This window comes from Pedobacter polysacchareus, assembly GCF_019802255.1.
GTDB lineage: Bacteria > Bacteroidota > Bacteroidia > Sphingobacteriales > Sphingobacteriaceae > Pedobacter > Pedobacter polysacchareus.
Genome location: NZ_JAHYSS010000006.1, coordinates 376,035 through 400,164 on the forward strand (window position 1 = coordinate 376,035; position 24,130 = coordinate 400,164).

20 protein-coding genes are annotated in these 24,130 nt (G+C 40.6%); 4 read left to right on the top strand and 16 right to left on the bottom strand.

Annotated elements, in window-relative coordinates:
* Positions 1–76 precede the first annotated feature (76 nt).
* From trxB to K7X70_RS19100, 4 genes are all read right to left on the bottom strand, one after another.
* Entirely contained in the window at positions 77–1,039 is a 963-nt protein-coding gene (gene trxB, locus K7X70_RS19085; RefSeq protein WP_222538575.1) for a thioredoxin-disulfide reductase, read from the bottom strand.
* A gap of 125 nt (positions 1,040–1,164) precedes the next feature.
* Positions 1,165–2,793: an acyl-CoA carboxylase subunit beta gene (locus K7X70_RS19090; protein ID WP_222538576.1), complete on the bottom strand. Its 1,629-nt coding sequence runs from the start codon at positions 2,791–2,793 to the stop codon at positions 1,165–1,167.
* 131 nt (positions 2,794–2,924) lie between these two features.
* Complete coding sequence (locus K7X70_RS19095; protein ID WP_222538577.1) at positions 2,925–3,110, bottom strand: hypothetical protein; 186 nt, start codon at positions 3,108–3,110, stop codon at positions 2,925–2,927.
* Positions 3,111–3,151: 41 nt separating this feature from the next.
* Complete coding sequence (locus tag K7X70_RS19100) at positions 3,152–3,367, bottom strand: hypothetical protein (protein WP_222538578.1); 216 nt, start codon at positions 3,365–3,367, stop codon at positions 3,152–3,154.
* A gap of 243 nt (positions 3,368–3,610) precedes the next feature.
* Between K7X70_RS19100 and K7X70_RS19105 the strand changes: the two genes are divergently transcribed.
* The gene (locus K7X70_RS19105) at positions 3,611–4,927 is read left to right on the top strand and encodes a TIGR00341 family protein (protein WP_222538579.1); all 1,317 of its coding nucleotides are present in this window, start codon (positions 3,611–3,613) and stop codon (positions 4,925–4,927) included.
* 56 nt (positions 4,928–4,983) lie between these two features.
* On the opposite strand, the gene K7X70_RS19110 is transcribed toward K7X70_RS19105, so the two are convergent.
* Positions 4,984–5,679, bottom strand: a complete 696-nt coding sequence (locus tag K7X70_RS19110; protein ID WP_222538580.1) for a Dph6-related ATP pyrophosphatase — start codon at positions 5,677–5,679, stop codon at positions 4,984–4,986.
* 81 nt (positions 5,680–5,760) lie between these two features.
* Here K7X70_RS19110 and K7X70_RS19115 point away from each other — a divergent pair, with 81 nt between their 5' ends.
* Positions 5,761–6,468, top strand: a complete 708-nt coding sequence (locus K7X70_RS19115) for a hypothetical protein (protein ID WP_222538581.1) — start codon at positions 5,761–5,763, stop codon at positions 6,466–6,468.
* Between the two features lie 71 nt (positions 6,469–6,539).
* Here the strand turns inward: K7X70_RS19115 and guaB are convergent, their stop codons facing one another.
* From guaB to K7X70_RS19140, 5 genes are all read right to left on the bottom strand, one after another.
* The gene (guaB, locus tag K7X70_RS19120) at positions 6,540–8,015 is read right to left on the bottom strand and encodes an IMP dehydrogenase (RefSeq protein ID WP_062551121.1); all 1,476 of its coding nucleotides are present in this window, start codon (positions 8,013–8,015) and stop codon (positions 6,540–6,542) included.
* Positions 8,016–8,322: 307 nt separating this feature from the next.
* On the bottom strand, positions 8,323–9,381 hold the full coding sequence (locus tag K7X70_RS19125; protein ID WP_222538582.1) for a hypothetical protein: 1,059 nt from the start codon (positions 9,379–9,381) through the stop codon (positions 8,323–8,325).
* Positions 9,382–9,453: 72 nt separating this feature from the next.
* The gene (locus K7X70_RS19130) at positions 9,454–10,752 is read right to left on the bottom strand and encodes a beta-helix domain-containing protein (protein WP_222538583.1); all 1,299 of its coding nucleotides are present in this window, start codon (positions 10,750–10,752) and stop codon (positions 9,454–9,456) included.
* Positions 10,753–11,039: 287 nt separating this feature from the next.
* Positions 11,040–14,264 carry a TonB-dependent receptor gene (locus K7X70_RS19135; RefSeq protein ID WP_222538584.1) on the bottom strand — a complete coding sequence of 1,075 codons (3,225 nt, stop codon included), beginning with the start codon at positions 14,262–14,264 and terminating at the stop codon, positions 11,040–11,042.
* Positions 14,265–14,371: 107 nt separating this feature from the next.
* Entirely contained in the window at positions 14,372–15,400 is a 1,029-nt protein-coding gene (locus K7X70_RS19140) for a FecR family protein (RefSeq protein ID WP_222538585.1), read from the bottom strand.
* Between the two features lie 192 nt (positions 15,401–15,592).
* Here K7X70_RS19140 and K7X70_RS19145 point away from each other — a divergent pair, with 192 nt between their 5' ends.
* Entirely contained in the window at positions 15,593–16,441 is an 849-nt protein-coding gene (locus K7X70_RS19145) for a hypothetical protein (RefSeq protein ID WP_222538586.1), read from the top strand.
* A 140-nt stretch (positions 16,442–16,581) separates the two neighbouring features.
* Here the strand turns inward: K7X70_RS19145 and K7X70_RS19150 are convergent, their stop codons facing one another.
* The 4 genes from K7X70_RS19150 to K7X70_RS19165 form a co-directional block, all read right to left on the bottom strand.
* Positions 16,582–17,187 carry an RNA polymerase sigma-70 factor gene (locus tag K7X70_RS19150; protein WP_222538587.1) on the bottom strand — a complete coding sequence of 202 codons (606 nt, stop codon included), beginning with the start codon at positions 17,185–17,187 and terminating at the stop codon, positions 16,582–16,584.
* A 106-nt stretch (positions 17,188–17,293) separates the two neighbouring features.
* Positions 17,294–18,694 (bottom strand): S41 family peptidase, encoded by a 1,401-nt coding sequence (locus tag K7X70_RS19155; RefSeq protein ID WP_222538588.1) that lies wholly within the window; start codon positions 18,692–18,694, stop codon positions 17,294–17,296.
* Positions 18,695–18,896: 202 nt separating this feature from the next.
* Positions 18,897–19,403 (bottom strand): GNAT family N-acetyltransferase, encoded by a 507-nt coding sequence (locus K7X70_RS19160; RefSeq protein WP_222538589.1) that lies wholly within the window; start codon positions 19,401–19,403, stop codon positions 18,897–18,899.
* Between the two features lie 5 nt (positions 19,404–19,408).
* Complete coding sequence (locus tag K7X70_RS19165; RefSeq protein WP_255607430.1) at positions 19,409–20,293, bottom strand: alpha/beta hydrolase; 885 nt, start codon at positions 20,291–20,293, stop codon at positions 19,409–19,411.
* Between the two features lie 101 nt (positions 20,294–20,394).
* Here K7X70_RS19165 and K7X70_RS19170 point away from each other — a divergent pair, with 101 nt between their 5' ends.
* Positions 20,395–21,342, top strand: a complete 948-nt coding sequence (locus K7X70_RS19170) for a ketopantoate reductase family protein (protein ID WP_222538590.1) — start codon at positions 20,395–20,397, stop codon at positions 21,340–21,342.
* A gap of 137 nt (positions 21,343–21,479) precedes the next feature.
* Here the strand turns inward: K7X70_RS19170 and K7X70_RS19175 are convergent, their stop codons facing one another.
* Together K7X70_RS19175 and K7X70_RS19180 are read right to left on the bottom strand one after the other, a co-directional pair.
* On the bottom strand, positions 21,480–23,075 hold the full coding sequence (locus K7X70_RS19175) for an MFS transporter (RefSeq protein WP_222538591.1): 1,596 nt from the start codon (positions 23,073–23,075) through the stop codon (positions 21,480–21,482).
* Positions 23,068–24,129, bottom strand: a complete 1,062-nt coding sequence (locus tag K7X70_RS19180) for an HlyD family secretion protein (RefSeq protein WP_222538592.1) — start codon at positions 24,127–24,129, stop codon at positions 23,068–23,070. The genes K7X70_RS19175 and K7X70_RS19180 overlap by 8 nt, the downstream gene beginning before the upstream one ends.
* Position 24,130 lies beyond the last annotated feature (1 nt).

Here is a 24,130-nt window from a genome sequence, read left to right on the forward strand (position 1 = left end):
AGATAAAAAAAACCTTTGATACAAAAAAAGGCGGAATTCTTACGAATTCCGCCTTTTCAAACTAAATACTTGTCGATTAAAACAAAACTTTTACCTCATCTTCTTTCGCAGCCAGGTAGCGTTCTGCATCTAAAGCAGCCATACACCCTGAACCAGCGGCAGTTACCGCCTGACGGTAATAATGATCCTGTACATCACCAGCAGCAAAAACACCTTCTACATTGGTTTTTGTTGATCCTGGAATAGTTTTAAGGTAGCCGGTTTCATCCATATCTAACCAACCTTTAAAGATGTCTGTATTTGGTTTATGACCAATAGCCACGAAGAAACCATCTACAGGAATCTCCGATTCCACACCAGTTTGGTTGTTTAATACCCTTACCGCAGTTACATTTTTACCATTACCCAGGATTTCCTGAGTTTCAGTATGGTAAATGATTTCGATATTAGGTGTATTTAATACCCTGCTTACCATTGCTTTTGACGCTCTGAATTCGTCTCTTCTTACCAGCATATATACTTTTTTACAAAGTTTAGCCAGGTAAGTAGCTTCTTCCGCGGCAGTATCACCAGCACCAACGATGGCTACATCCAGTCCTTTAAAGAAGAAACCGTCGCATACTGCACAGGCAGAAACACCAAAGCCATTATATTTTTGCTCAGAAGGCAAACCTAACCATTTTGCGGTGGCGCCTGTTGAGATAATTACCGTATCTGCAGTAATGGTTTTAATATCATCTACTACTACTTTATGTGGCATTGAAGAAAAATCCACTGAACTTACGTAACCAAAACGGATGTCAGTTCCAAAGCGTTCTGCTTGCTTACGGAAATCTTCCATCATTTCAGGGCCCATTACTCCAGCAGGATAACCTGGAAAATTATCAACGTCTGTGGTTTGTGTCAATTGTCCACCCGGCTCCATACCGGTATACATTACTGGTTTCAGTTCTGCACGAGCGGCATAAATTGCTGCAGTATATCCTGCCGGGCCTGACCCTATAATCAAACATTTAACGTGTTCTATTTCTTGTGACATATTATTTTTTCTGTTATACTACAAAATTACGTTTTTCTACAACGCTTAGCAAGTCCCATCGTGCCAGAAGGCTGCATTATGAGGCCGCGATTATAAAATGATACCGGATGATTTGTTAAAAAAAATCAGGTTTGAATGATCCCTACATTAAAAGCTTTTTTAATTGGAGATTGATTTGCGGCCTCTATACCCATAGAAATCACCTTCCGCGTTTCCAGCGGGTCGATTACACCATCTACCCAAAGCCTGGAGGCGGCATAATATGGTGTTGTCTGACTATTGTACCGATCTGTAATTTCTTTTAAAAGTTCTGCTTCCTTTTCTGGAGTGATGGTTTCCCCTTTTGCTTTTAAAGAGGCTTCCTGGATCTGTAACAATACTTTTGCTGCTTGTGAGCCACCCATTACCGCTATTTTAGCACTCGGCCAGGCATAGATCAATCGGGGATCATAGGCTTTACCACACATCGCATAGTTACCTGCGCCGTAAGAATTGCCCAATACAATCGTGAATTTAGGCACTACAGAATTGGCCACCGCATTTACCATTTTGGCACCATCTTTAATGATTCCGCCTTGTTCGGACCTGCTGCCTACCATGAATCCAGTTACATCCTGTAAAAATACCAAGGGAATTTTCTTCTGGTTGCAGTTCATAATGAACCGGGCTGCTTTATCGGCACTATCCGAATAAATCACGCCGCCAAACTGCATCTCTCCTTTTTTAGACTTCACCACTTTACGCTGATTGGCCACGATTCCTACTGCCCAGCCATCTACCCTGCCTAATCCACAGATGATGCTTTGGCCATACAGTTGTTTATATTCTTCAAAATTAGAACCATCTACTAAACGATGAATGATTTCCAGCATATCATAAGGTTTCTCTCTGCTTTCCGGCAGGATTCCATAAATATCTTCCGGGTTTAATTTCGGCATTTCCGGCTTAATTCGATCAAAACCAGCAACTTCTGGTTTACCCAGCATACTCATAATGTTGCGAATGCTGTCCAGACAAGCCTGGTCATTCGGATGCTTGTAATCCGTTACACCAGAAATCTCACAATGAGTAGTTGCACCACCCAGAGTTTCATTGTCGATATCCTCACCAATAGCTGATTTCACCAGGTAAGAGCCCGCAAGAAATACAGATCCTGTGCCATCGACAATCATTGCTTCATCACTCATAATCGGCAGGTAAGCACCTCCAGCAACGCAGGAGCCCATAATTGCAGAGATCTGCACAATTCCATCTGCAGACATCAGTGCATTATTTCTGAACATCCGGCCAAAATGTTCTTTATCAGGAAAAATTTCGTCCTGCATCGGCAGGTATACTCCTGCACTATCCACCAGATAAATCACTGGCAGTCGGTTTTCCATGGCGATTTCCTGTGCCCTTAAATTCTTTTTGGCGGTCATAGGAAACCAGGCACCGGCCTTTACCGTTGCATCGTTCGCGATGATCATGCATTGCCTTCCGGAAACATAGCCAATTCCAGCCACTACGCCTGCCGAAGGACATCCCCCCTGCTCAGCATACATGCCATCTGCAGCAAAAGCACCGACCTCCAGAAATTCACTTTCTTTATCCATCAGATAAGCGATTCGCTCTCGTGCTAAAAGCTTGCCTTTGTCTTTTTGTTTTGCTGCATTCTTTGCTCCTCCACCTTCATATATCTTTTTAAGCTTCGTCTTCAACTCGTAAACCGACTGCTTATTCAAATCTTCATTTTTGTTGAATTCTATATTCATTTGGGCAAGTTAAATCTATTTTCCAATGAAACAAAAGTCCGTTTCGGGCTTTGGTATAAAGCTTTCATTTGTTTCGCTTTCAGCTATAAATTTCTGCTAAATATTTTACATCAACTGCCTTTATGCCAACATTAAGGATCTTTTAACTTTTCCATGTTTTCCAGCAGTTCCTTCAAATCTGAATAGCAGTTCAGCACGCGCATCCTTTCCTTCCGGTTTGTTTTAATGGAAACCTGGTAAGCCCAACTCCTGTACAGCTGATATAAAACATCCCTTACCTCTTCAGGAGGATAGTCTTTCAAAAATGACCGTACCAATAAATTTAATCGATGTGATTGCCGACGGTTTAGCCGCATTTTTAATCATTTCCGTTAGCTGTAAAAACCACCTGCTGGTGTTGCAGCTTTACTTTAAGCTGCACAATTTGACCGGAATATCTTGGAAAACGGGCATACTGCGTATGCCGGCACCCACCCTTCTCCTGGCATTTCTTCCACAGAGAGGAAATGTACATGGATTTTGCTGACAAAACACAGCACAACAAAGCCATCATAAAAAAGAATACTCTTTTCATACTGATATAATTTTACGTTAAAAACTTAATGGAAAATGGATAGAATAAATTGACAATCAGGCTTAAACAAAAGTAAACCAGCAAATCGAAGCTATATATTTTAGTCTATTGAGTGGTTACAAAAAGGCAATTATTTTTACCAATTATCTTCTTTTACCCTGTAAAATTTACAAAGCAAATCTATTAGGAATAAACTAGTAATTTTTAGGATCAATAATTGCGATGATTTTAAAAATACAGGCCATGAATGATCTATACAGCGTACTCAAAAAGTTTTTCAGCTATCGATTCAACTTACAGGAAGACAGTGCTCCGCAGGCAGAAACCATCGCCGCTATCAAGAAGAATGTTGCTTTTAAAGGTGCCAATTTATGGACTTTGATTTTCGCGATTTTTGTAGCGTGTATAGGACTAAATGTAAACTCTACGGCAGTCATTATTGGGGCGATGCTGATCTCCCCATTGATGGGTCCTATTGTGGGAATTGGCCTGGGAATTGGCACCAACGACTTTGATCTGGTGAAAAAGGGGCTTAGAAACTTAAGCCTGGCCACTATCATCAGCATTATTGCTTCCACGCTATATTTTACATTTACCCCCCTTCATGAGGCTTCTTCAGAGTTATTGGCCAGAACTTCACCTTCAATTTGGGATGTTTTTATTGCCACTTTAGGTGGATTGGCGGGAATTGTAGCTGCGACCAGAAAAGAAAAAAGCAATGTAATCCCAGGCGTTGCCATCGCAACTGCCTTAATGCCTCCATTATGTACAGCCGGATTTGGAATTGCCACAGGAAATTTATATTATTTTATGGGAGCGATTTACCTGTACTTCATCAATAGTGTCTTTATTTGCGTGTCTACCTTTCTGATCGTTCGTTACCTGAAATTCAGAAAGAAAACTTTTGAAAACAAAGAGGATGAACAAAAAGTAAGTCGTTATATCTGGATCGTGGTGATGATTACCATTGCTCCAAGTATTTACCTTACTTATCAGATTGTAGGTAAAAGTATTTTTGAAAATAATGCAAACAAATTTATCAGTCAGCAATTAAATTATACCAATACACAGGTGATTTCGAAAAACCTGAAGTACAATAGAAAAGGAAGTGAAATTGACTTGCTGCTGCTTGGTGCAGAACTTTCCCCGCTGCAATTGGATTCTTTAAACCAAAAACTTCCTAATTATCAGTTGAAAGGAACGAAGTTAGTGATCAGGCAAGGCTTGAATGCAAAAAATGAAGTGGATCTTTCCCAGATTAAAGCCAGCATTCTGGAAGATGTTTTTAAAAGCAATAGCGAATCTACTGCTGCTGTTAATGATCCGTTACAGTTACTGCTGCCAGATTTAAAGCCGGAACTCCGGGTACTTTATCCAGACTTAAAAGATTACAGCATCAGCAATACGGTATTTAACAGACTGGATTCCAATAAATCGGATACGCTGACCATGGTGGTGGCTTCTTTTTACAAGCCGATTCCAATAGCTGATCAGGATAGGTTGAGATTGTGGTTGAAAAGCAGGGTAAAAGCAGATTCTTTAAAGCTAATTGTTTTGTAAAGCATTTCTAATCAGGGAATACAGCAATAGAGGGAGAACGTAATAAATTCATCTTACTAAGGCAGTAAATCAATATACCAATATCCTGAGGCCTCTCCTTCTTCGCCATTAGGTTTTGGAAACTCTTTATAAACTTTTTCTCCAAGACTGAATTGTATTGGGCTCTTAAAAATCGGACCATCAAAAACAAAAGTATGAAACTCCCCATTCTCACCACAAGGGTCAATTCCGACAGGTAAATCGGCGATAAAATGCGCATCGATCACTCTACCACAGAAATCTTCTAATCCTTTTTGGGCGCAGACCACAATTGTCCGGTATCCCAGCGAGATAAACTCGCTGATCAATTCTTTTGTATCGCGTTTCCATAAAGGAAATATGGCCTTTAATCCTATCTGGGCTAATTTTTGCTCCCTATACGTCCTTAGATCTTCCAAGAAAATATCTCCGAAAATCGAATATTCCACTCCTTTACTACGAAGGGCATCCAGGTGTTTATGCATACTTTCTTCATAGGCCTCCATGGTTGGTGCTTCAGACAATCGGACCTGGTACAGCGGAATTCCTATGCTTTCCGCCTGGGCAATTAACAGGGCTTCTCTTACCCCGTGCATGCTCACCCGGTTAAAAGCTTCATTTACTGTAGTCAATAAACAGCGAACTTCGAAAGTATCGGCTGCTAAGATATGGTGCAATGCCAGGCAGCTATCTTTTCCACCACTCCAGTTAAACAGGCTAATCTTTTTATCCATGAGGCTGCAATATTACAAGAAATTCTGATGTTGAAGCCAATAAACACACTTTTTTGCTGACAGAACCGTTATATTAAACGTATGAAACTAAAAATTATTCTATTTCTTCTGAGCTGTCAGACTGCGGTTTACGCACAGAACTTCAAGTTTCCAACCTTATCAAACCAAGGAAAATCTCTGGCAGATATTGTTCCTGAAAAATGGAAAGTACTGGATTCTGCATCTGGAGATCTGAATCAGGATCAGGTAAATGACCTGGCTTTTATTTTAGAATATCATCAGGAAATCCGCGAAAGCAGGGCTTATGGCGACAATACCACAGACCTCATCACAGAAATCCAAAAACCAAGGATCCTGGCTATCTATTTTAAAACCAGGAACGGTTATCAGCTGGCTACTCAAAATAACAACTTCATTTTACGATCGGAAGAAGGTGGTCAAATGGGTGACCCGTTGCGTCCAATGGGTATTGAACAAGGACAGCTTTCTTTATCCTTTCAGGGGGGTGGAGAATGGCGTTGGAAATTAAAATACAACTTCAAATACCAGGAAAAGAACTGGACACTGGAAAAAGCAAGTAACTATTATTACAATGAAAGTTCGGGAGAACTAACAGATAAGCAGTACGACTTTGTGAACCGGAAGCGGATGGTCACTACCGGACTCGGCCGTCAGAGCAGGGTAGTGAATAAAACGGTTACTCAGGATTTTCCACTTAAAAATCTACGTACTTTTCAAAGCTTTAAGAAACCATGGACCTGGGAAATCAGCCCCGACGAGTTCTTATAACCTATATTACTTTGAAACACAAAAGGGGGTATCCGAATCTTGGATACCCCCTTTTTGTTATGCTCAATAAACTAGCTTCTGCTAGAATAATTTGGTGATTCTTTAGTGATAGAAATATCATGTGGATGACTTTCTCTCATACCTGCAGCCGTGATGCGTACAAATTTCGCTTTCTGAAGATCATCAATAGTTGCCGCTCCACAGTAGTGCATTCCAGCTCTCAATCCACCAACATACTGATAGATTACTTCTGCTAAAGTACCTTTGTAAGGAACGCGTCCAACGATTCCTTCCGGAACTAATTTGGTCACTACATCTTCTTCATCCTGGAAATAACGGTCTTTAGATCCTTGCTGCATCGCCTCTACAGAGCCCATACCACGGTAAGATTTAAATTTACGTCCTTCATAGATGATCGTTTCACCTGGAGATTCTTCTACTCCTGCGAACAATGAGCCTGCCATAATACAGCTTGCTCCTGCGGCGATTGCTTTTACAATATCACCAGTTTGTTTGATACCACCATCAGCGATTACAGGAATTCCTGTACCGATTAATGCTTGTGCACATTCGAAAACTGCGTACAACTGAGGTACACCAACACCAGCAATGATTCTTGTGGTACAGATAGAACCTGGACCGATACCTACTTTAACTGCATCAGCACCAGCTTCAGCCAATGCTCTTGCTGCGTCTGCGGTAGCGATATTTCCAGCGATCACCTGTAAATCAGGGAAACGAGCTTTAATGGCTTTCACCATATCAATAACTCCTTTAGAGTGACCATGTGCCGTATCAACGGTTACTACGTCTACTCCTGCAGCTACTAATGCCGCCACACGGTCGATATTGTCTGCCGCTACACCTACAGCTGCACCAACACGTAGTCTTCCACGTTCGTCTTTACAGGCTTTAGGGTAGTTTTTATATTTTTGGATGTCTTTGAAAGTGATTAAACCTGCAAGGTGTCCTTCTGCATTAATTACAGGTAACTTTTCAATTTTATAATCTTGTAAGATTTCTTCTGCTTGTAAAAGCGTAGTACCTTCCGGAGCAGTGATCAGATTTTCTCTGGTCATCACTTCTGATACTTTACGTTGCATATCTTTTTGGAAACGAAGATCTCTGTTGGTGATGATACCTACCAATTTATTGTCGGCATCAATCACAGGAATTCCACCTATCTTGAATTCTTTCATGATCTGGAATGCATCTGCTACTTTCGCATCTGCATTTAGAGTAACCGGATCCTGGATCATTCCACTTTCTGAACGTTTTACTTTTCTAACTTCTTCAGCCTGACGTTCGATGCTCATGTTTTTATGGAGCATTCCGATACCACCTGCCTGTGCGATGGCAATTGCCAAACCAGCTTCAGTTACGGTATCCATTGCTGCAGAAACTACAGGCACATTTAAACGTATTTTTTTAGTTAAAAAACTTCCGGTATCCACGTCACGTGGCAGAACTTCAGAATATGCAGGAACTAACAATACGTCGTCGTATGTTAAACCTTCAGATATAAATTTATTGGGATCGAGTTGCATAGCAAATAATTTAGGAGTTACTATTTGCCGGGCAAACATACGATTATTATTGCAAATACGCAACAGGTCTGCAAATATGGGCGGTTTTAACCAAAAGATTACAAGAGATTAACATTTCCTAACCGCAGTAAAGAAATTGCTAGTATTTGAGAATTTGCGGGAGGTGATATTCCAGGTGGCTTACCTAATCACTTTCCAGGTTGATGTCAAACGTCATAAAGCTAAAATAGGAAAAACTTATAAAAGCACAATAACGTCATGTCAGCAAGCCAACATGACGAATCGAGCGTAGTATATATAGGGGATGTTATTTGAAGTACTGAGCAATATCTGTAGCCTCCAGATTGATTCTTGTTCCTTTTACCGTTGAAGGGCCTGTTTTGGTCACCACCTTTGAATCTGTCATCACCACAATCGCACAGCCTCCTGCCACAAATGGAAGGGTGGTAAAGCCACTTTCAGGTCTCATCGGCATAAATTCATCTTTTGTGTTATAGGCTAAATCAATGAGCGTCCCCCGCTTCACCAATTTATAGGAATAGGATTCTCCTGCACCTGGAGGAGGTAATTCAACGGACTGACTAAAAGCACCATTCGCTGGTAATTGGATTCGAATAGTGGTTGGAGGAAATAAAGTAATGTTTCCTTTCCCCTTATGCACGACCAGATCCGCTGGTCCGGAAAAAATATCCAGGGTACTGGTAAAAGAAGCGCTAAACAACGCATTTTCCATATTTACAGGTAAAGCAATGTCAATATTATCCAGCAGCTGACCTGGTTCATAATAGAAATTTAGTTTTTGTACTGCTTCAGTACTGGTTAATTTTTTATGATAAAGTACTTTAGGATCGCCTTGTTTACGGATTTGTATTTCACGATCTACCCCATCATTCACTCCAATACTCAGTCCGGCAGGAAATTCTTTATTTGTCCCGCTGCCAACTACAGTACCATCTATTAATAATTCCAAAACATCAGTTTTGGCATAACCTTTAATTTTCAGCAACACGGAGTTTCCATAAGCATTAAGCCCATCATAATAACACTTAATTGTTTGTTGATAAGCATTTGACCGGATGGACCTTGTTGCCAGAATTTCTGTAGCTCCTTTCTTTCTGATCTGTATTTTTTCATGCTCTCCGGAAACATATACTTTCGCCTCCAGCGTAAAGCTTCCCTGATCAGATGGAGATTTTGCAATGACTTTACCGTCTTTCAGGAACTCCAGCGTATCCTTTACCGCCGACATTTCAATGGTCACATTCACTATTTCCGGAGGATTAGCAACCGCCAGTTCTTGTTTTTTACAACTAAAAACTAACAGCATCACTAAGCTCAAACCGGCATATTGTATAATTTTTTTCATGTATCAAGGAGGAGTTAAAACAAGCGCAGTTACCGTTTTTATACGATAACTACGCTTATCAATTATAACAGCTTATAAAGTTGACCAGGTATTTGCCCAGGTAGTATCAGATGAAAATGCACCTTTGACTGAATTGCCAGATAAGTTTAAAGTACCATCATTAAAGAATGGCTGCACCATGCTGAAAGCATTAACTGAACCACCAAAAGTGGCAGTATTTCCTGCATAAGTTCCTGCTGGAGTAATCCCTGCAGAAAAACCATAGAAATCATTGTTGCTCAATACAGAAACACCACTCGTATAGAATGCTTCAGTACCGTCATTAAATACCAATCCAGAAGGATAGCCAGTGATTAAGGAGTTGTACAATTCAATTTCTGCACCACGACGGTTACGGATTGCGAATTTATAACCAGAGTTGCTGGTTGAAGTACCAATGATAGTAATGAAAGACAATACAGGATGTGTTTTAGGTAACAAGCTGAAAGTTGCATCTTCTACAGGTGAGTTGTTATCAGATTCGATACCATTTGAATCTGAACTTCCTCCACTCTGACTGTGCGTAGAGTTTTTATCCGCTACTGCTACTGCATAAGAAATCTCTCCATTGTAACCATTATCGAAATCGAAGTTATCATCATCTGCTGCTTTTGAAATTAAGTAAGAAGCATTTACAGATCCACCAAAGAATTCGAAAGAGTCATCTCTGCCGTAGTTCACTTCGATATGGTCTAATGTAGTTCCATTTCCAACACCACCACAAGTAAGGCCATTCACCTCATTGTCTGTAGTTAAGTTGAAACCTGCATACTCAATACGTACATACTGAAGGGTACCCGAGTTATCAGATTCATTGTTACCACCAAAGATATAATCAGTTCCTGTTAATCCTTCAATGTATTTAGTACCTGTATTCACATGTGCATTACCCAATAGAATAATACCTCCAAAGTCGCCTGGAGCAGGAACATGAGTCGCATCACCTAATTTATAACGGCTAGTGAAAACAATTGGATTGTCTACTGTACCTACCGCGGAAATTTTAGATCCTGGCTGAACCACTAGAATTCCATTAGGAACATTAGCGGTGTTTACCGAAGATTTAATATAAGTACCTGGTTGAATCGTCAATGTTGCTCCGTTTTTGACAGTTAATATGCCGCTAATTTCCCAAACTTTAGAGTTATCCCAAGTGGTATTGGTAGTAATGTTGCCACTAACAGTTTGAACTGGCAATGCTGAAGCTGAAGCATAGCTTGCTTTTGTTTTACGTTGTCCGAACGTAGTGTCAGCAGATGGTTGATCTTTTTTACAAGAAGAGGCAAAGGTAAGGGCTGCTAAAGCTAAACCAGTAAATAATAGATTTTTCATAATTTAACAATTATTGTATTCGGTTTTTGGATGATAATGTTACTATTGTATGTTTTTATGATTAAATTGCAGTTGTAACTAAGCGAACTAATGCTTTAAAACGCCTGGCCCTTGGCCAGTTGCTTTTAAATACCGGGGGCTTTGTTGATCTTCCTTTTACTGTCCGCACCTTCAGGGGAGCACAGATTTATATCGGCAGGGCTTCTCAAGGGCCCTGCTTCTTGCTTCAGTAAAAATTAAAGAATGTGTAGTTCTCCTTTCCTTAAATAAATGAATCCTTAGGTGAATTAAAAGTTATAAGTCAATTGCAGGCTATACGTACGCCCAATCTTTTGTCTGAAAGTTTTCATATCGTCCTTTTCAAAATCATCAGTATACCCTGGCTTAAGAATAAACTGGTCTACATCGGTAATCGCAATTCCATCTTCTGGAGTAGCCTGACGGTAACTCATTCTATTATTATAGTATTCTACCGCGTTATTCAACAGGTTACCTGCATTCAATTTTATTTCAATTCGCGGCTGCAGAAAACGATAGCTGAGCTGGGCATCCAACTGGCTATATGGTCTTTGGTATTCACTATCGGGCATGCGGTTAGACACGATATACATTTTACGGCCGGATCTGTTGAACACCACATTAGTACCGAAATGCTTTCCGTCATACTGTACACCGGCATTGAACAAATAAGGTGCCTGCCCATATAATGGTCTTTTATTTCTGCTCAGCACGAATGGCTCAGTAGATTTACTTTGACTGGATGTCTGGACTTCAGAATGGATAAATGTGGCGTTTCCATATATACTCATGTTGGTTAACCAGGTCTTGCTGGCAATAAAATCCAGTCGCTTGCGTAATTCCAGCTCCAGTCCATAATTTTTTGCCCATACCGCATTGGTCAATACATAATCGTACCTGGCATCCTGAGAAGGCTGTCTGGTTAATTCCACTGGTTTATCAAAATATCGGTAAAAAGCACCTACAGAGAGTATTTCTCCCAGCGCAGGGAACAGTTCTGCTTTAAAATCCAGCGCATCCACTACCGTACTGGTTAAACCTTTACTATATACAGGTGCATCCAGGTCAGGATTGTACATCATAAACTTCGCACGCTCCAAAAACTCCGGACGAATGGCCGTTCTGGAATAAGCGACTCTCAGATTCAGGTCTTGCAGCGGACTATAAGTTAGATTTGCAGAGGGCAGCCACCTCCATGTTTTGTCTTTCAGGTCTTTTATTTCCTCCACTCCTCCACTTGAATTGGTCGGGTTCTTCAATTCTTTGTATTTATAATATTCTGCACGTAGCCCCCATACCAATCTCCACTGTTCGGAAAAACGGTTGTCAAACATGGCGTATCCAGCATGCTGCTGACTTTTACCTTCATAAAAATCTATCAAAAAGGGATGCACTTCCCAAACAAATCCTTTCGGATTTAAATTCTCTGGTTTGATCTTTTCTGAGATGGGCAGATATAGCAAGCTATCTGGGGTGGACTGATAAATATCGTTCAGCTGTGCACCTTCCCAATTTAATTTCAGGTGTTTTTTAATACCTGAATAACCGGTTTTCAAAATATTGCGGGTATTGCCCAATATAAATGGCAATGACCCTGAAATGTTCCAGTTAAAATCTGTTTCCTTATTCAGATAATGACTTCTTGAATTTGGAAACTCACCGGTTTGAGTAGAATTGGTGGCATTCACCAAGACATACTCCCCATTAATCATACGAGGGTAAAGGTCTCTGCGAATCACATCTTTCTCGTTCCTTTTGATTCCGGTACGGGCCACATCCCAGTCCAGTTTTACTTTGCCTAGCTGGTGCTGAAAGCTCAGCTTATTTTGCAGGAGGTCAAGAAAACTTGGCAATACCGTAATCCTTTGATTTGGAGGCATCAGCCCGATTTCTTCCGAACCGATATTGTCCAGGTAATTGTTCATGATACGGGTGATGCTTTCAAACTTTCGGGTATAGGTATTTCTCAAACTGATTCGATGGTTTTTCAATTTCAAACCTGCATTCAATAAACCGCCAAGACTGGTATTGAAGTTATAATCATTGCCATAGTTATTGAATCCCGGGTGGTAAGTACCTCTCCTTAATTCAGAAATTTCTGAAATATTTTGTGTGTTCCGATAACTTAGGGAACCCAGCACACCAAAAATACTCGAGCTATCCGTATTGTTGACCCGACCAATAGTGAATTGGTAATTTTGAGCCATGGCCGCTGGTGTTTTGTATAAGGTGAGGTTATCATTGGTAAACAACCTGCTCTGCGCAAATTTATCTTCTGCTCGCTGCAGATCCGGGCGGTTAGAAGCCAATGCAGGCGTATACTTCAGGTCTTTTGGAAAATCCCTTCGGCCATCATCAAAGCCCAGAAAATCATACTTTCCACGTTTTGGCGAATAAAAATCTTTCCCTATACTCTGATCGTTGACCCCGGTTCCAATGGAAAAACTGCTGAAATTCTGATCGGGAATATCTTTGGTATTGATCTGTACCAGGCCACCGGCAAAACTGGTGTTCATATCCGGAGTAATGGTTTTGCTGACTACCACATTGTCAATCAGATTGGAGGGAATCAGGTCAAAGGCAAAAGCTTTTCTTCCCACCTCTGTACTTGGCAATACAGAACCATCGAGGGTAGCCGCATTGTAACGTTCCCCCATCCCTCTCACCACCACATATTTATTGTCTATTGTAGAAATGCCGGAGATCCGCTTTATTGCCTCCCCAAGATTGCTGTCGGGAGTTCTGCCAATTTGCTCTGCACTGATGCCATTGCTGATTTCTGCCGCGTTACGCTGACGTGCCAGCAGCCCATCTGTGGAGCTTTTTTTATACCCTCCCGTGATTACTACGCCAGCCAATGTTGCTGAACTAGGTTTCATACTAATCGTTAATGGTGTAACAGTTCCGGATTTAATCACTACATCTGTTATTCTCCGGCCCTGGTAACTCACATAACTGACTTCTACGGTATATATTCCCGGCTCCAATGAGATAGTAAAGGACCCGTCAACTGCTGTGCTCACCGACCTGTTCAGTTCTATAATTTTTACTCCGGCGCCCGGTAAAGCTTCTCCTTTTTCATCCAAAATTTTACCTGTTAATTGTCCTGTTTTTACAGGATCAGGTATTTTGTACAATAGAATCGTTTTGGCATCAGCGATTTTATAGGTCACCCCTGTGCCTTCCAACATTTTTTTCAGCACCTGAGTGAAGGATACATCTTTCACATCAATACTGATGCGTTTTACAGATTTAAAAATTGCGGGGTTGTAATTGATCACACATTCTGCCTTGTCTTCCAGAGCAAGGAATGCCTTTTGCAATTCCACATCCGACAACTTAATGCTGATTTTATTGTTTAAAACTTGCTGTGTATGGGTATTTCCCAAAACAGGTTGCATCAAAGCAGTCAAAAGAACTGCCGTCAGCAGCAAAAAAGAGGGCGTAATTTTATTAAAGTATTTTTTTATTAAAGCGTATAGCATTACCTTCATGGATTCAAAAAGTTTTTTAATTTTCAAGAGTTACAAAACATTTTTTTGGAACCGTCCTGTTACAGCAGGGCGGTTTATTTTTTACAGGAGCGTGTTACTTTACTGCCTCATTCGCAAGCCTCCCCCCATAAAGTAATTGTTGTATTTTGATCGTTAAATTGGTAGTGTATTTTACCAGCGCTCATCAGCTGGAGCTGTCCGGCGATCTCTTTAATCGTGTTATGCTGAAAAGTAGCGTTGAAACGGCATTTTAACAAGGATGGGTTCTTCACCTTAAAACTGATATGATAACTTCTTTCCAATTGCTGAATAATGTTGCTTAAGGACTCGTTTCTGAATACAAAACGATTGTCTGTCCATGCATTCACTGCTGCTGGAAGAAGCTCATTCAAGCTAAATTTGTCCGCGTTCAGCTGATAGACCAATTGCTTACCAGAGGTAAGAAAAGACAGGTGTTTTAATCCATTGACATTCGATGCAGAGACGCCGACTTTACCGGTCTTTACACTGACGCTAAACGTCTCCTTTCCTGGATAAGCATCCACATTAAAGGAAGTGCCCAAAACCCGCGTTTGTAAAGTCCCGGCATGTACAATAAAAGGACTGTTAGGGTCTTCTTTCACTTCAAAAAACGCTTCTCCTTCCAGATAAATATCGCGGAATTTGCCCTTTTCAAAATGCCCGGCAAAACTCAATTTACTCCCTCCATTTAAATAAACCACAGAGCTATCCGGAAGTACGAGTTTTAGTCTTTCTCCATGTTTGGTAGATTTAGTTAAAAGAGCGGTTGCTCCGGCAGCTTTATGATCTCCTGTTTTCATAGCATACCAGGCCAGCGAAACGGTACAAACCAGGAATAGAGAAGCTGCATATTTTAACCAGGAGATGTGACGCTTTTTTTCTTGCTCTTCTTCTCCGATTTTATTCCAAACCGATTGAAGTTCTATCTGTGCTGCCAAAGAACCATCCCTTAGTGGGACATCTTCGGTCCACATTTCTAGGGTTGTTTCTTCAAAAGAATCGTTTAACAGCTCCTCTTTACTTAGGAAGGCAAACAATCTTTCTTCCTGCGAAGGACTGGTATTTCCTTCCAGGTATAACTTAAATAAATGCTTAATTTCTTCGTTAGTATTCACTTGCTACAATTAAAAGGCAGAAAATTCTCTGCCTGTCTAATAGTATATATCCCGCCTGGAAGTCAAATGTCTAGTCGGTATTGAAATATTTTTCATATATTGACACAAGACACTGAGCAACAATGACATTAACCACTAACCCTTAACAATCATGGTCTTGCTGCTTGTATTTATGACTATAATCAGATAACGATGAAAAGATGGTATAGCTTTTTAATTTTAGCCTTATTTTCTATGAATTTAATGGCTCAAACCGGCAATAATGCGAAACAAGATGTGGTTCAAAAAATTGATGGTGAGGAAATGAAAGGTAAGGTGATTAAAATTACCGACAGTGATGTCACTTTTGTTTATGCCGGAGAAACTGCAGAATACGTCATCAAAAAATCGGAAATTGCCCGAATTGTACATGCGAGCGGCAGGATTGAGAACATTAGCCAACAAAACAGTCCTGCACAAAACCGTCAGCAGGATCAGGTAACTATGACGGCCTCCTCAGCAGATCATCACAATAAGATTGCGATTCTCCCCTTTAACTTTCTCATGGACAATCAACCGGGCGCTGAGGCCATCGGTTATAAAGCGCAGGAAGATGCCTACGGTTTTCTATCACAGCATTCGGCGGGATACACCATTCTTGATCCAAGAACCACCAATGCCCTGTTAAATAAAGCCGGGGTAACGAAAGACAAAATGATCAATTTTACGATGAAAGAGATTTGTGATATCCTTGGGGTAGAATATGTAATAGATGGTTCTATCACACAAAACAAGGGTTATCAAACCAGTTCCAGCAGCGATGTTGCCAGCACTAATGTAAAACGTAATGATAACGATAAGGTAAAAGGTGTTTCCACTTATGGCACTACAAACAGCAATTCTGTTCAGCGATATGATGTTTCAGTGAGTCTCCATATTTATATGGACAATAATGCCAGCATCTATAACCAAACGCATAAAGCTTTCCTAAGCAATACGGATGGATCCTACAGCAGTCCGCTGGAGTATTTATTGAAGAGAACTCCTTTATATAGGAAATAATATGAAAAAGGTCATCCGAAATTAACCTCAGTATTTCAGAATGTCCTTCTATTTAAATCTTTTATAATTTGAGTATTCTGAGATGGTTTCCATTGGCGCAATCTGCCCTAAAAATTTAATCATTAAATTCAGCTCCTCACTTACCAGTTGATAACCGCAGTGCACAAAACTGGCAGCCAAACCAATACCGTTTCTGGCGTATGAATCTTAAAATACTGTCGGATATGGCTCAATGATTTTGCCATGTGACTGTGTACTGTATTTTTTGAAATGTTGAGTTCATTCGAAATCCGCTCATAACTTGCACCTTCTTCCCTGCTCAGCTTAAACACTTTTTTACTTTGGGGAGGCAAGCTCTCGATGGCACTTTCTGCCAGCTGGCGATAATCTTGCAGGTCCATAAAACTGGCCACGGGATCATAGGTATGTTCCTGTTTTGAAAGCTCATTTTGATAAGTATCAGCTTTTGCTTTCCGCTGGAATTCTTTGTACACCAAATTTCTGGTGATGGTTAATAAGAACGCATCAAAGTCTTTGCTTGCATCCAGCGTATGTTTGTATTTCCATAAACGTACGAATACCAACTGCGTTAATTCAGTGGCGGTTTCGGAGCACCTTACAAAGCGATAAGCAAATTGATGGATTTTACCTTTATAACGATAATACAACTCGTTAAAGGCAGCAGTGTCACCTTCGCGGAGTAAAACAACTAATTTTTCAAGCAGGACCTTATCTAACTGTTTCAAAATAATTGAGAATTATGAGTGATGCGTTTTTCTATTTCGAAAGTACAGCACTCATTTTAACTCAGTATTAAGCTTAAGTCAAATATATATACCTATCATCATCAATTTACCGATGTGTGAAAACGATGCTGTTTTCTGCTTTTTGCTGATGTGTATCAGAAAAAACCATTGCATTTCCTGGTCCACTCCCATTTTCTTGTTGGAGTAGGGAAGTTTTGGAACCTCTGCCGGCCAGCGCTGCAGGTTTTAGGAAGCCAATCTGATCCAGCGCAGCTTTTAACAGGGGATCGTTTACATCGCCAAAGGGCAAAAGTGGCAGCTGATTCAATTCATTGACGGCTACATCAGGGGGAATACCGTTCTGATAGCCTCCCTGTCCATTGGCATTAAATAATTTATAAATGATCGGGTACATTTCCCAGGCTACCTTTTTTGGACTGCGCTGATCTTCAATTAAAAAACTGGCTTCATCTTTCCCGAGCGTTTGTGCACCGACTACTTTAACCTGAAGGTAAGGCTTCAGGTTATTGACGACCAATTCTGCCGCTGAGGCCGTTCCAGCTGTTGTCAATATAAACACCCTGCTCAAGCCTAGATTAAGCTGCAAGACTGCTTTAAAATCGATGATGGGTACATCAGCGGCTGCAGTGCCAATAGATTCATTCCTGCTGCCTCCATTTTTATTTCCTTTGTAGGTAATAAATGGGCTTTCTGCGGTTATTCCTGCCGGAATCATGGCGCAAAGTCCCGCTGCTTCTGACACCTCCCCACCAGAATTATACCGCAGATCAATGATCAAATCCGTCAGGCCTATATTTTTAAATTGAGAAAATATGGGCAGTATTCCATTCAATGTTCCAGCCGAAAAATCATCAAGATAAATATACCCGATATGCTGACCGCCGCTTTCCAGAATTTGAGAAATTGCAGGCTGTGCATAAGGCGTTAATCCAGCAATTATGTTCAGTTCTCGATCTTCGGAAAACACTCCGTCCTGAAATTTAGCTAAAGTCAATCGGCAGCTTCTCCCACTGATCAGTTCTTTTTCCAGGATCTGAATGCGGTCCTTACTAAATTCCTGCCCATTAAGTTTGCGGATGTAATCTCCTCTTTTCAGGCCAGATCGTTCTGCCGGAGATCCCTTTAAGACAGATTTGATGACACAAAGGACCTTTTTGCTTGCAGGCTCTTCAAATATGGTATAATCATAGCCGTATAAAGCACGTGTGCTGATAGCAAAAGTACTGGCATCACTAGGCAGGTAAAGCCAGGAGAAACGATCTGCGGAATTCCTGATGGAATTAAAAAATGCTGGTGGAGCTTGTTCAAGTGCTGCTGTTTTAGGCAGCGCATCAGACCAGTAATAATACTTACGAAGGCTGTCTAAGATCCAGGTATTGATCTGTTCATTGCTCCCTTCGGGATAGATGGGCGTAGATTTATCCTTTTTACAGCTCATCAGCAACAGGAGCATTACCAAACAGGAAAACAGGCTTTTAAATTTCATAGGACAGCGTTAACCCTACAAACTTAAAGATGCAGTATAAACAAATTGTTAAGCCAGCAGGCTAAAATCATTACATTTGAACACTCAAATTATAGAATCATCTGAATTTAAGAAACATTGGAGGCAGCAGAAATAGGTTTAAAAAAATTCCGTTTGTGAGGTCTACATCAGCTTGATCGCGGATGGCAAAGGCATGGCTTACTTAAAGCGCTGATCTTTTAAGCGCTATTCCATAACGCAGTAACTCTTCGGAATCCCTGTTGATTTCTTCCTCAAATATCATCCCTAACTTCTCCAAAAGGCGAATAGAACGGACATTGTCTTTTAAGCTAATGGCCAGCAATCTCGGGTGGGCAGCGAGAACTTCTGGTGCTTCCAGTAAGGCCGATGCAGATTCATAAGCATAGCCTTTCCCAGCGTAACCTGGCAAAAAAGCAAAGCCAATATCATGGTGTGCTAAGTCATCTCTTTTAATGATTGTCAAAACGCCGACTGGGATTTTTGAACCTTTTAAACGAACAACCCGATAGTTGACAGCCGGATCATTTATGATTTTGTGAATGTAACGTGCTGCATCCTGTAGGTCATGCACATTTCGCTCGCCAATAAACTGCTTCCAGCCTTGCGTATTGAGCAAGTCCAGTATAAATGGAGCGTCATTTATACTCAGCGAATCTACGATAAGACTGGAAGTAATTATCGGCTTCATTTAGGTTATTTTTTAGGATTAAAAAGTTCAAAACCTTTGTACAAAGCGTTGTGTAATACATTGGCGTGGTTCCCTTCTGGGAAATACACAAAATGAACTTCTAAATTAGTCGTCTTTAAGGTTTCTGCCAGCTTTTTCGCATCACCTTCCATTACTGCTCCTTCTTTCCCTACTGCAACATAAACTTTAGTCTTTGTAGCTGGCAATGATTTCAACAGCTCAGGTGCTTTAGCGAGCAGCGATTCATTGTCCCACCATAAACTTGGGCTCACAATCATGTATTGGTTGAATAATGCTGGCGATTTCAACAATATTTCTGTCGCTAATAGGCCGCCTAAACTTTGGCCAATCAACATTTTACTAGAATTTGTTTTATAATTTTTCTCGATATAAGGCTGCAGCTCTTTTCCGATGAAACTGATGAACTTTTCCGAATGGCCGGTGGTTGGATAATCTTTGAGGTCCGCAGCAATAGTAGTAGGAAAAGTGTAATCTCTTTTTCTATCTACGTTAGCAATACCTACTACAATCGCAGCAGGCATAGTTTCCGTCATGCTTAAAAACTGAGTCAGGCCGGCAACATGTATAAAATCTTCATTTGCAGAACCGTCCAACAAGTAAATTACCGGATAAGTTTTTGCAGAATCAGGATGGTAACCGTCCGGTAAGTAGACATTTAGTGTTCTGCTTTCGCCTAATACGTTCGATTGAATTTTATCTGTCCTTCCAATAGAAAAAGGACTGCTTTCGGTTTTCTCGCTGGTGGTTGAAGTCGTTGTTGTTGAGCTGGTGATGGTAGTGGTTTTCCGGGCAGGTTTCTTTTGCTGCTGGGCATTGGAATCAATGGTCGTAAAAAGTCCCAAAATCATTAGGGAATAAAGGTATTTCATAAATAGGTTGTTTTTTCAAAAATAGGAATCATTTGACACAAACAAACCGCATTCAATGATTTATTGTGATAATTTGCAACGTCTTATTTACAACCTTATAAATGGAAACAACAAAAAAAATTACTGTCATTGGCCTTGGAGGTGTTGGCGGTTACTTTGGATTTAAACTGGCACAATATTATTCAAATCAGCAGGAAACGCAGATTTCTTTTGTAGCCAGAGAAGAAACTTATACTGTCGTCAAAGAAAATGGTTTGACCTTATTGTCGCCAGAACATGAAAACCAAATCGCCCATCCAGCAGAAATCTACTCAGACCTTGCTGTGCTCCCTGCAGCAGATGTGTTCTTGATTTGTGTCAAAGAATATGACCTGGAAAAGGTTTGTCTGGAGTTAAAAGACAAGATCCAGGCAGATACGCTAATTTTACCTTTAATGAATGGCGTAGACATTTATGAACGGATCAGAAAGGTAATCCATACTGGAATTGTACTTCCTGCCTGTGTATATGTGGCTGCTCATATCAAAGAAAAAGGAACCGTAGAACATAAAGGAAATGCGGGTAAAATTGTGGTTGGAAATGACCCAAAACACGCGGACTATGATGCACAGGAACTAATAGATTTAATGAAATCTGCGGGTATTGACATTGAATATAAGCAGGATGCTTTACCTGACATCTGGACAAAATTCTTCTTCATAGCCAGCTTTGGATTGGTTTCTGCCCGTTACAATCAGTCGATTGGAGAAATCAATGAGTTCCCGGGATTGCGGGAACGAGCGACCTTGATTATGGAGGAAATTAAAGCAATTGCCGACAGGAAAAAAATCGATATTCCAAGTGACATTATAGAAAATACATTTCAAAAGGCAGCTACTTTTCCTTACACCACTCCTACTTCATTGCAACTGGATATTCAATCCGGAAAAGAACATACAGAACTGGAATTATTTGCCGGCGCGATTATGGATTATGGAAAAGCATTGGATATTCCTGTGCTGGAAAGCACGAGAATTTATGAAGAAATAAAATCAGGAAATATCAATTGATATTTCCTGATTCCTAATCCAGTATTCATCAAAAGAGAATTAAGCCTTATCTTTTGATGAATACTGATTTTTCTGATGAGTACTGAATGATCTTTTGATAAAATTCAAAAAAGCCGATTTGTAAGCCCGTTTGCAAATTAAAACCCTGCAGCAGCGGGTCTTTTCCCCTTCACATTGATGATCGTTCTACTGATTACTGGTTGAAGCGCAATCAGCACAATAGCAAACAAACAAATTGCAGCAATGATTTCATAATAGTTTACACAATACTGGAGAAATGCTTGCTTTTGGACCGCTTTATTTAAGAGTCCGACTGCAACTTTTGCTGCTTCATCTTTTAACATCCCATGACTGGACAATGCATTTTGATAGCCGGTTAATCGATCAGCAAAACCCAAATCAAGTACAGTTAATCCGCTCCTCATGTCATTATTATGGCTTCCTCTAAAATACAACTGAAAATAATTCATTAAGGCCAGACTCAAGCTGAATGACGAAAAACGCACCAATACCCCTACTGATGCTGCAGATTGTCCCATTTGAACCGGGACCGCTGATACGATAAACATCACGATTGGTGACATCACCATGCCTACTCCCAGACCCTGCAAAAATAGCGGGAGGATAAAAGTACTGGCATCCGCTTCTGTTGCAAACAGAAAGCACATCAGCGTAAAAAAAACGGCTAATAGTGCAAAGCCAGCAACCCATAATACCCGCAGCATTTTTTGCAGAATTAAGAAACGAATCGCAATATAGGAGCCCACAATAATCCCTAAAATATTAAAAATCATGAGTTCATTTGCGTGTAAGGAATCCATTCCCAATACCGTGATGAAGTAAGTACTGGTTAAGGTAAAAGCACCTCTGATTAGGTATAAGATCACTAAAAAAACAATTCCAATACTAAAATTACGATACTTGAATACGGAAAGATCAACGGTAGGACGCTTTAAAGCTTTTTGTCGCACAACAGACAGGACTGCTAAGCTGAGGATGGCCAATATACTGTAAACAATGCTCTGGTCTTCCAGCCAATCTTTTTGCTGGCCGTAAATTAACACATAAGCGATCAGGATCAGCATGACAACAAACAGTAAAAAACTAGCCCAATCCAATTGATATAAAGGTTTTTTACGAATCAGGTGCAGGCGGTTTAAAATTGAGAACAGCAAAGCTGCAGTCGGTAAAAAGCAAAAGATAATCGCTTTATACAAAACATTGTATTCAAAATTCTCCACCAAAGGCGCGGCAAATAATGCCGTCACTGGCGATACGCACAGAATCATTCCATAAAATATGGTATACCCTACTTCTCTGGAATGCTCCGATTTTAATCTTCCAAACAATAGCGTCAGACAAATGCTCGTAATGCCGCAATTGACAATTCCCTGTAAAAATCTAAAAGTAAAAACCAGCCATATTTCCCGGGTATGGTAACAGCAATAAGCGATCAGGATTTCGAGAACAATACAAATCAAGAGGTAATCTTTGGTAATGATACGTTCAAAAAAACGACGTTCTACCCCTGCAAAGCTAGCTACTGCAGCATAAAATAGCAATAAGGAAAATTGCACATCTGCAGGTTCCATGCCATAATACCCGGCTGCTGCTGCCCCATCTGCAGTAGATAAGGCGAATAACAATACCGAAGATAACAACAGTAATAGAATGCTCAGTTTGATGAGCCATTCCGGAACCCATGATTTAAAAATGGGCAGTGATTTACTCATGGTCTTTTTTAATGTGAACGGTTGCGCTCATTCCAGCGTTTAATTTTGTTAAGGAGGCATCAGCACCTTCCAGACGAATTCTTACCGGAATACGCTGTGCAATTTTCACAAAATTACCCGTGGCATTATCGGGAGGTAATAAAGAAAACCTGGAACCTGTTGCGGCAGAAAGAGACTCTATTTTCCCTTCAAAGGACTGGCCTGGAAAAGCGTCTACTTCAATAGTTACCGGTTCTCCGGCATACATCTTTCCGATCTGGGTTTCTTTAAAATTCGCAATTACCCATTTTCCTGCGTCTTTATCCACGATATAGGCAATGGTTTGTCCGCTTTGCACCAGTTGTCCGGGTTGAATCGTTCTTCTACCCATTTTACCGTTATAAGGGGCTAAAATCACGGTGTAAGAAGTATTCAAATGGTTTCTTTTTAACACCGCATCTCTGCGTTGGATTTCAGAAACGAGTACTTCCGATTGCACTTTAATATCATTGGTTTTAGAAATTGCCGCAGCATAGTCTTCTTGAGCAGCGTTGTAATCTGCTTGTGCCACCTCCAGCATACTTTGCATGCTTTCTAACTGCTGACGAGTCGCTGATTCCGCCTCAAATAATTTTTTATAGCGATCATAATCGGCCTGCTGCTTCCATAGTTTTGCTTTAGCAGCCGCAATTTTCGACTTACTGGCACTTGCGAGCGTACTGGCCGTCTGCACATTGCTCTGTAACACGGAAACCTGTGCTTTTGCATTGGAAAGTGAAGCTGCCGCTTCCTCTTGCTGCACCGTATAATCACTGTCATCAATCACAACCAGCGTATCTCCCTTTTTAACGTCCTGATTTTCGATATAACGAACAGATTTGATATATCCACTTACCCTTGCAGTTACCGGATTAATGTATTCTTCTACCTGGGCATCATTGGTTTCTTCATAACGTAAATAACTGAAGACCGTTTTACCTCCCCAGATCAGCAAAACGACCATCACTACAGCCGCAATGACCGTCGTGACTACTGAAATTCTTTTATCTGTTTTATTTTGTGTTTGCGTGTTCATA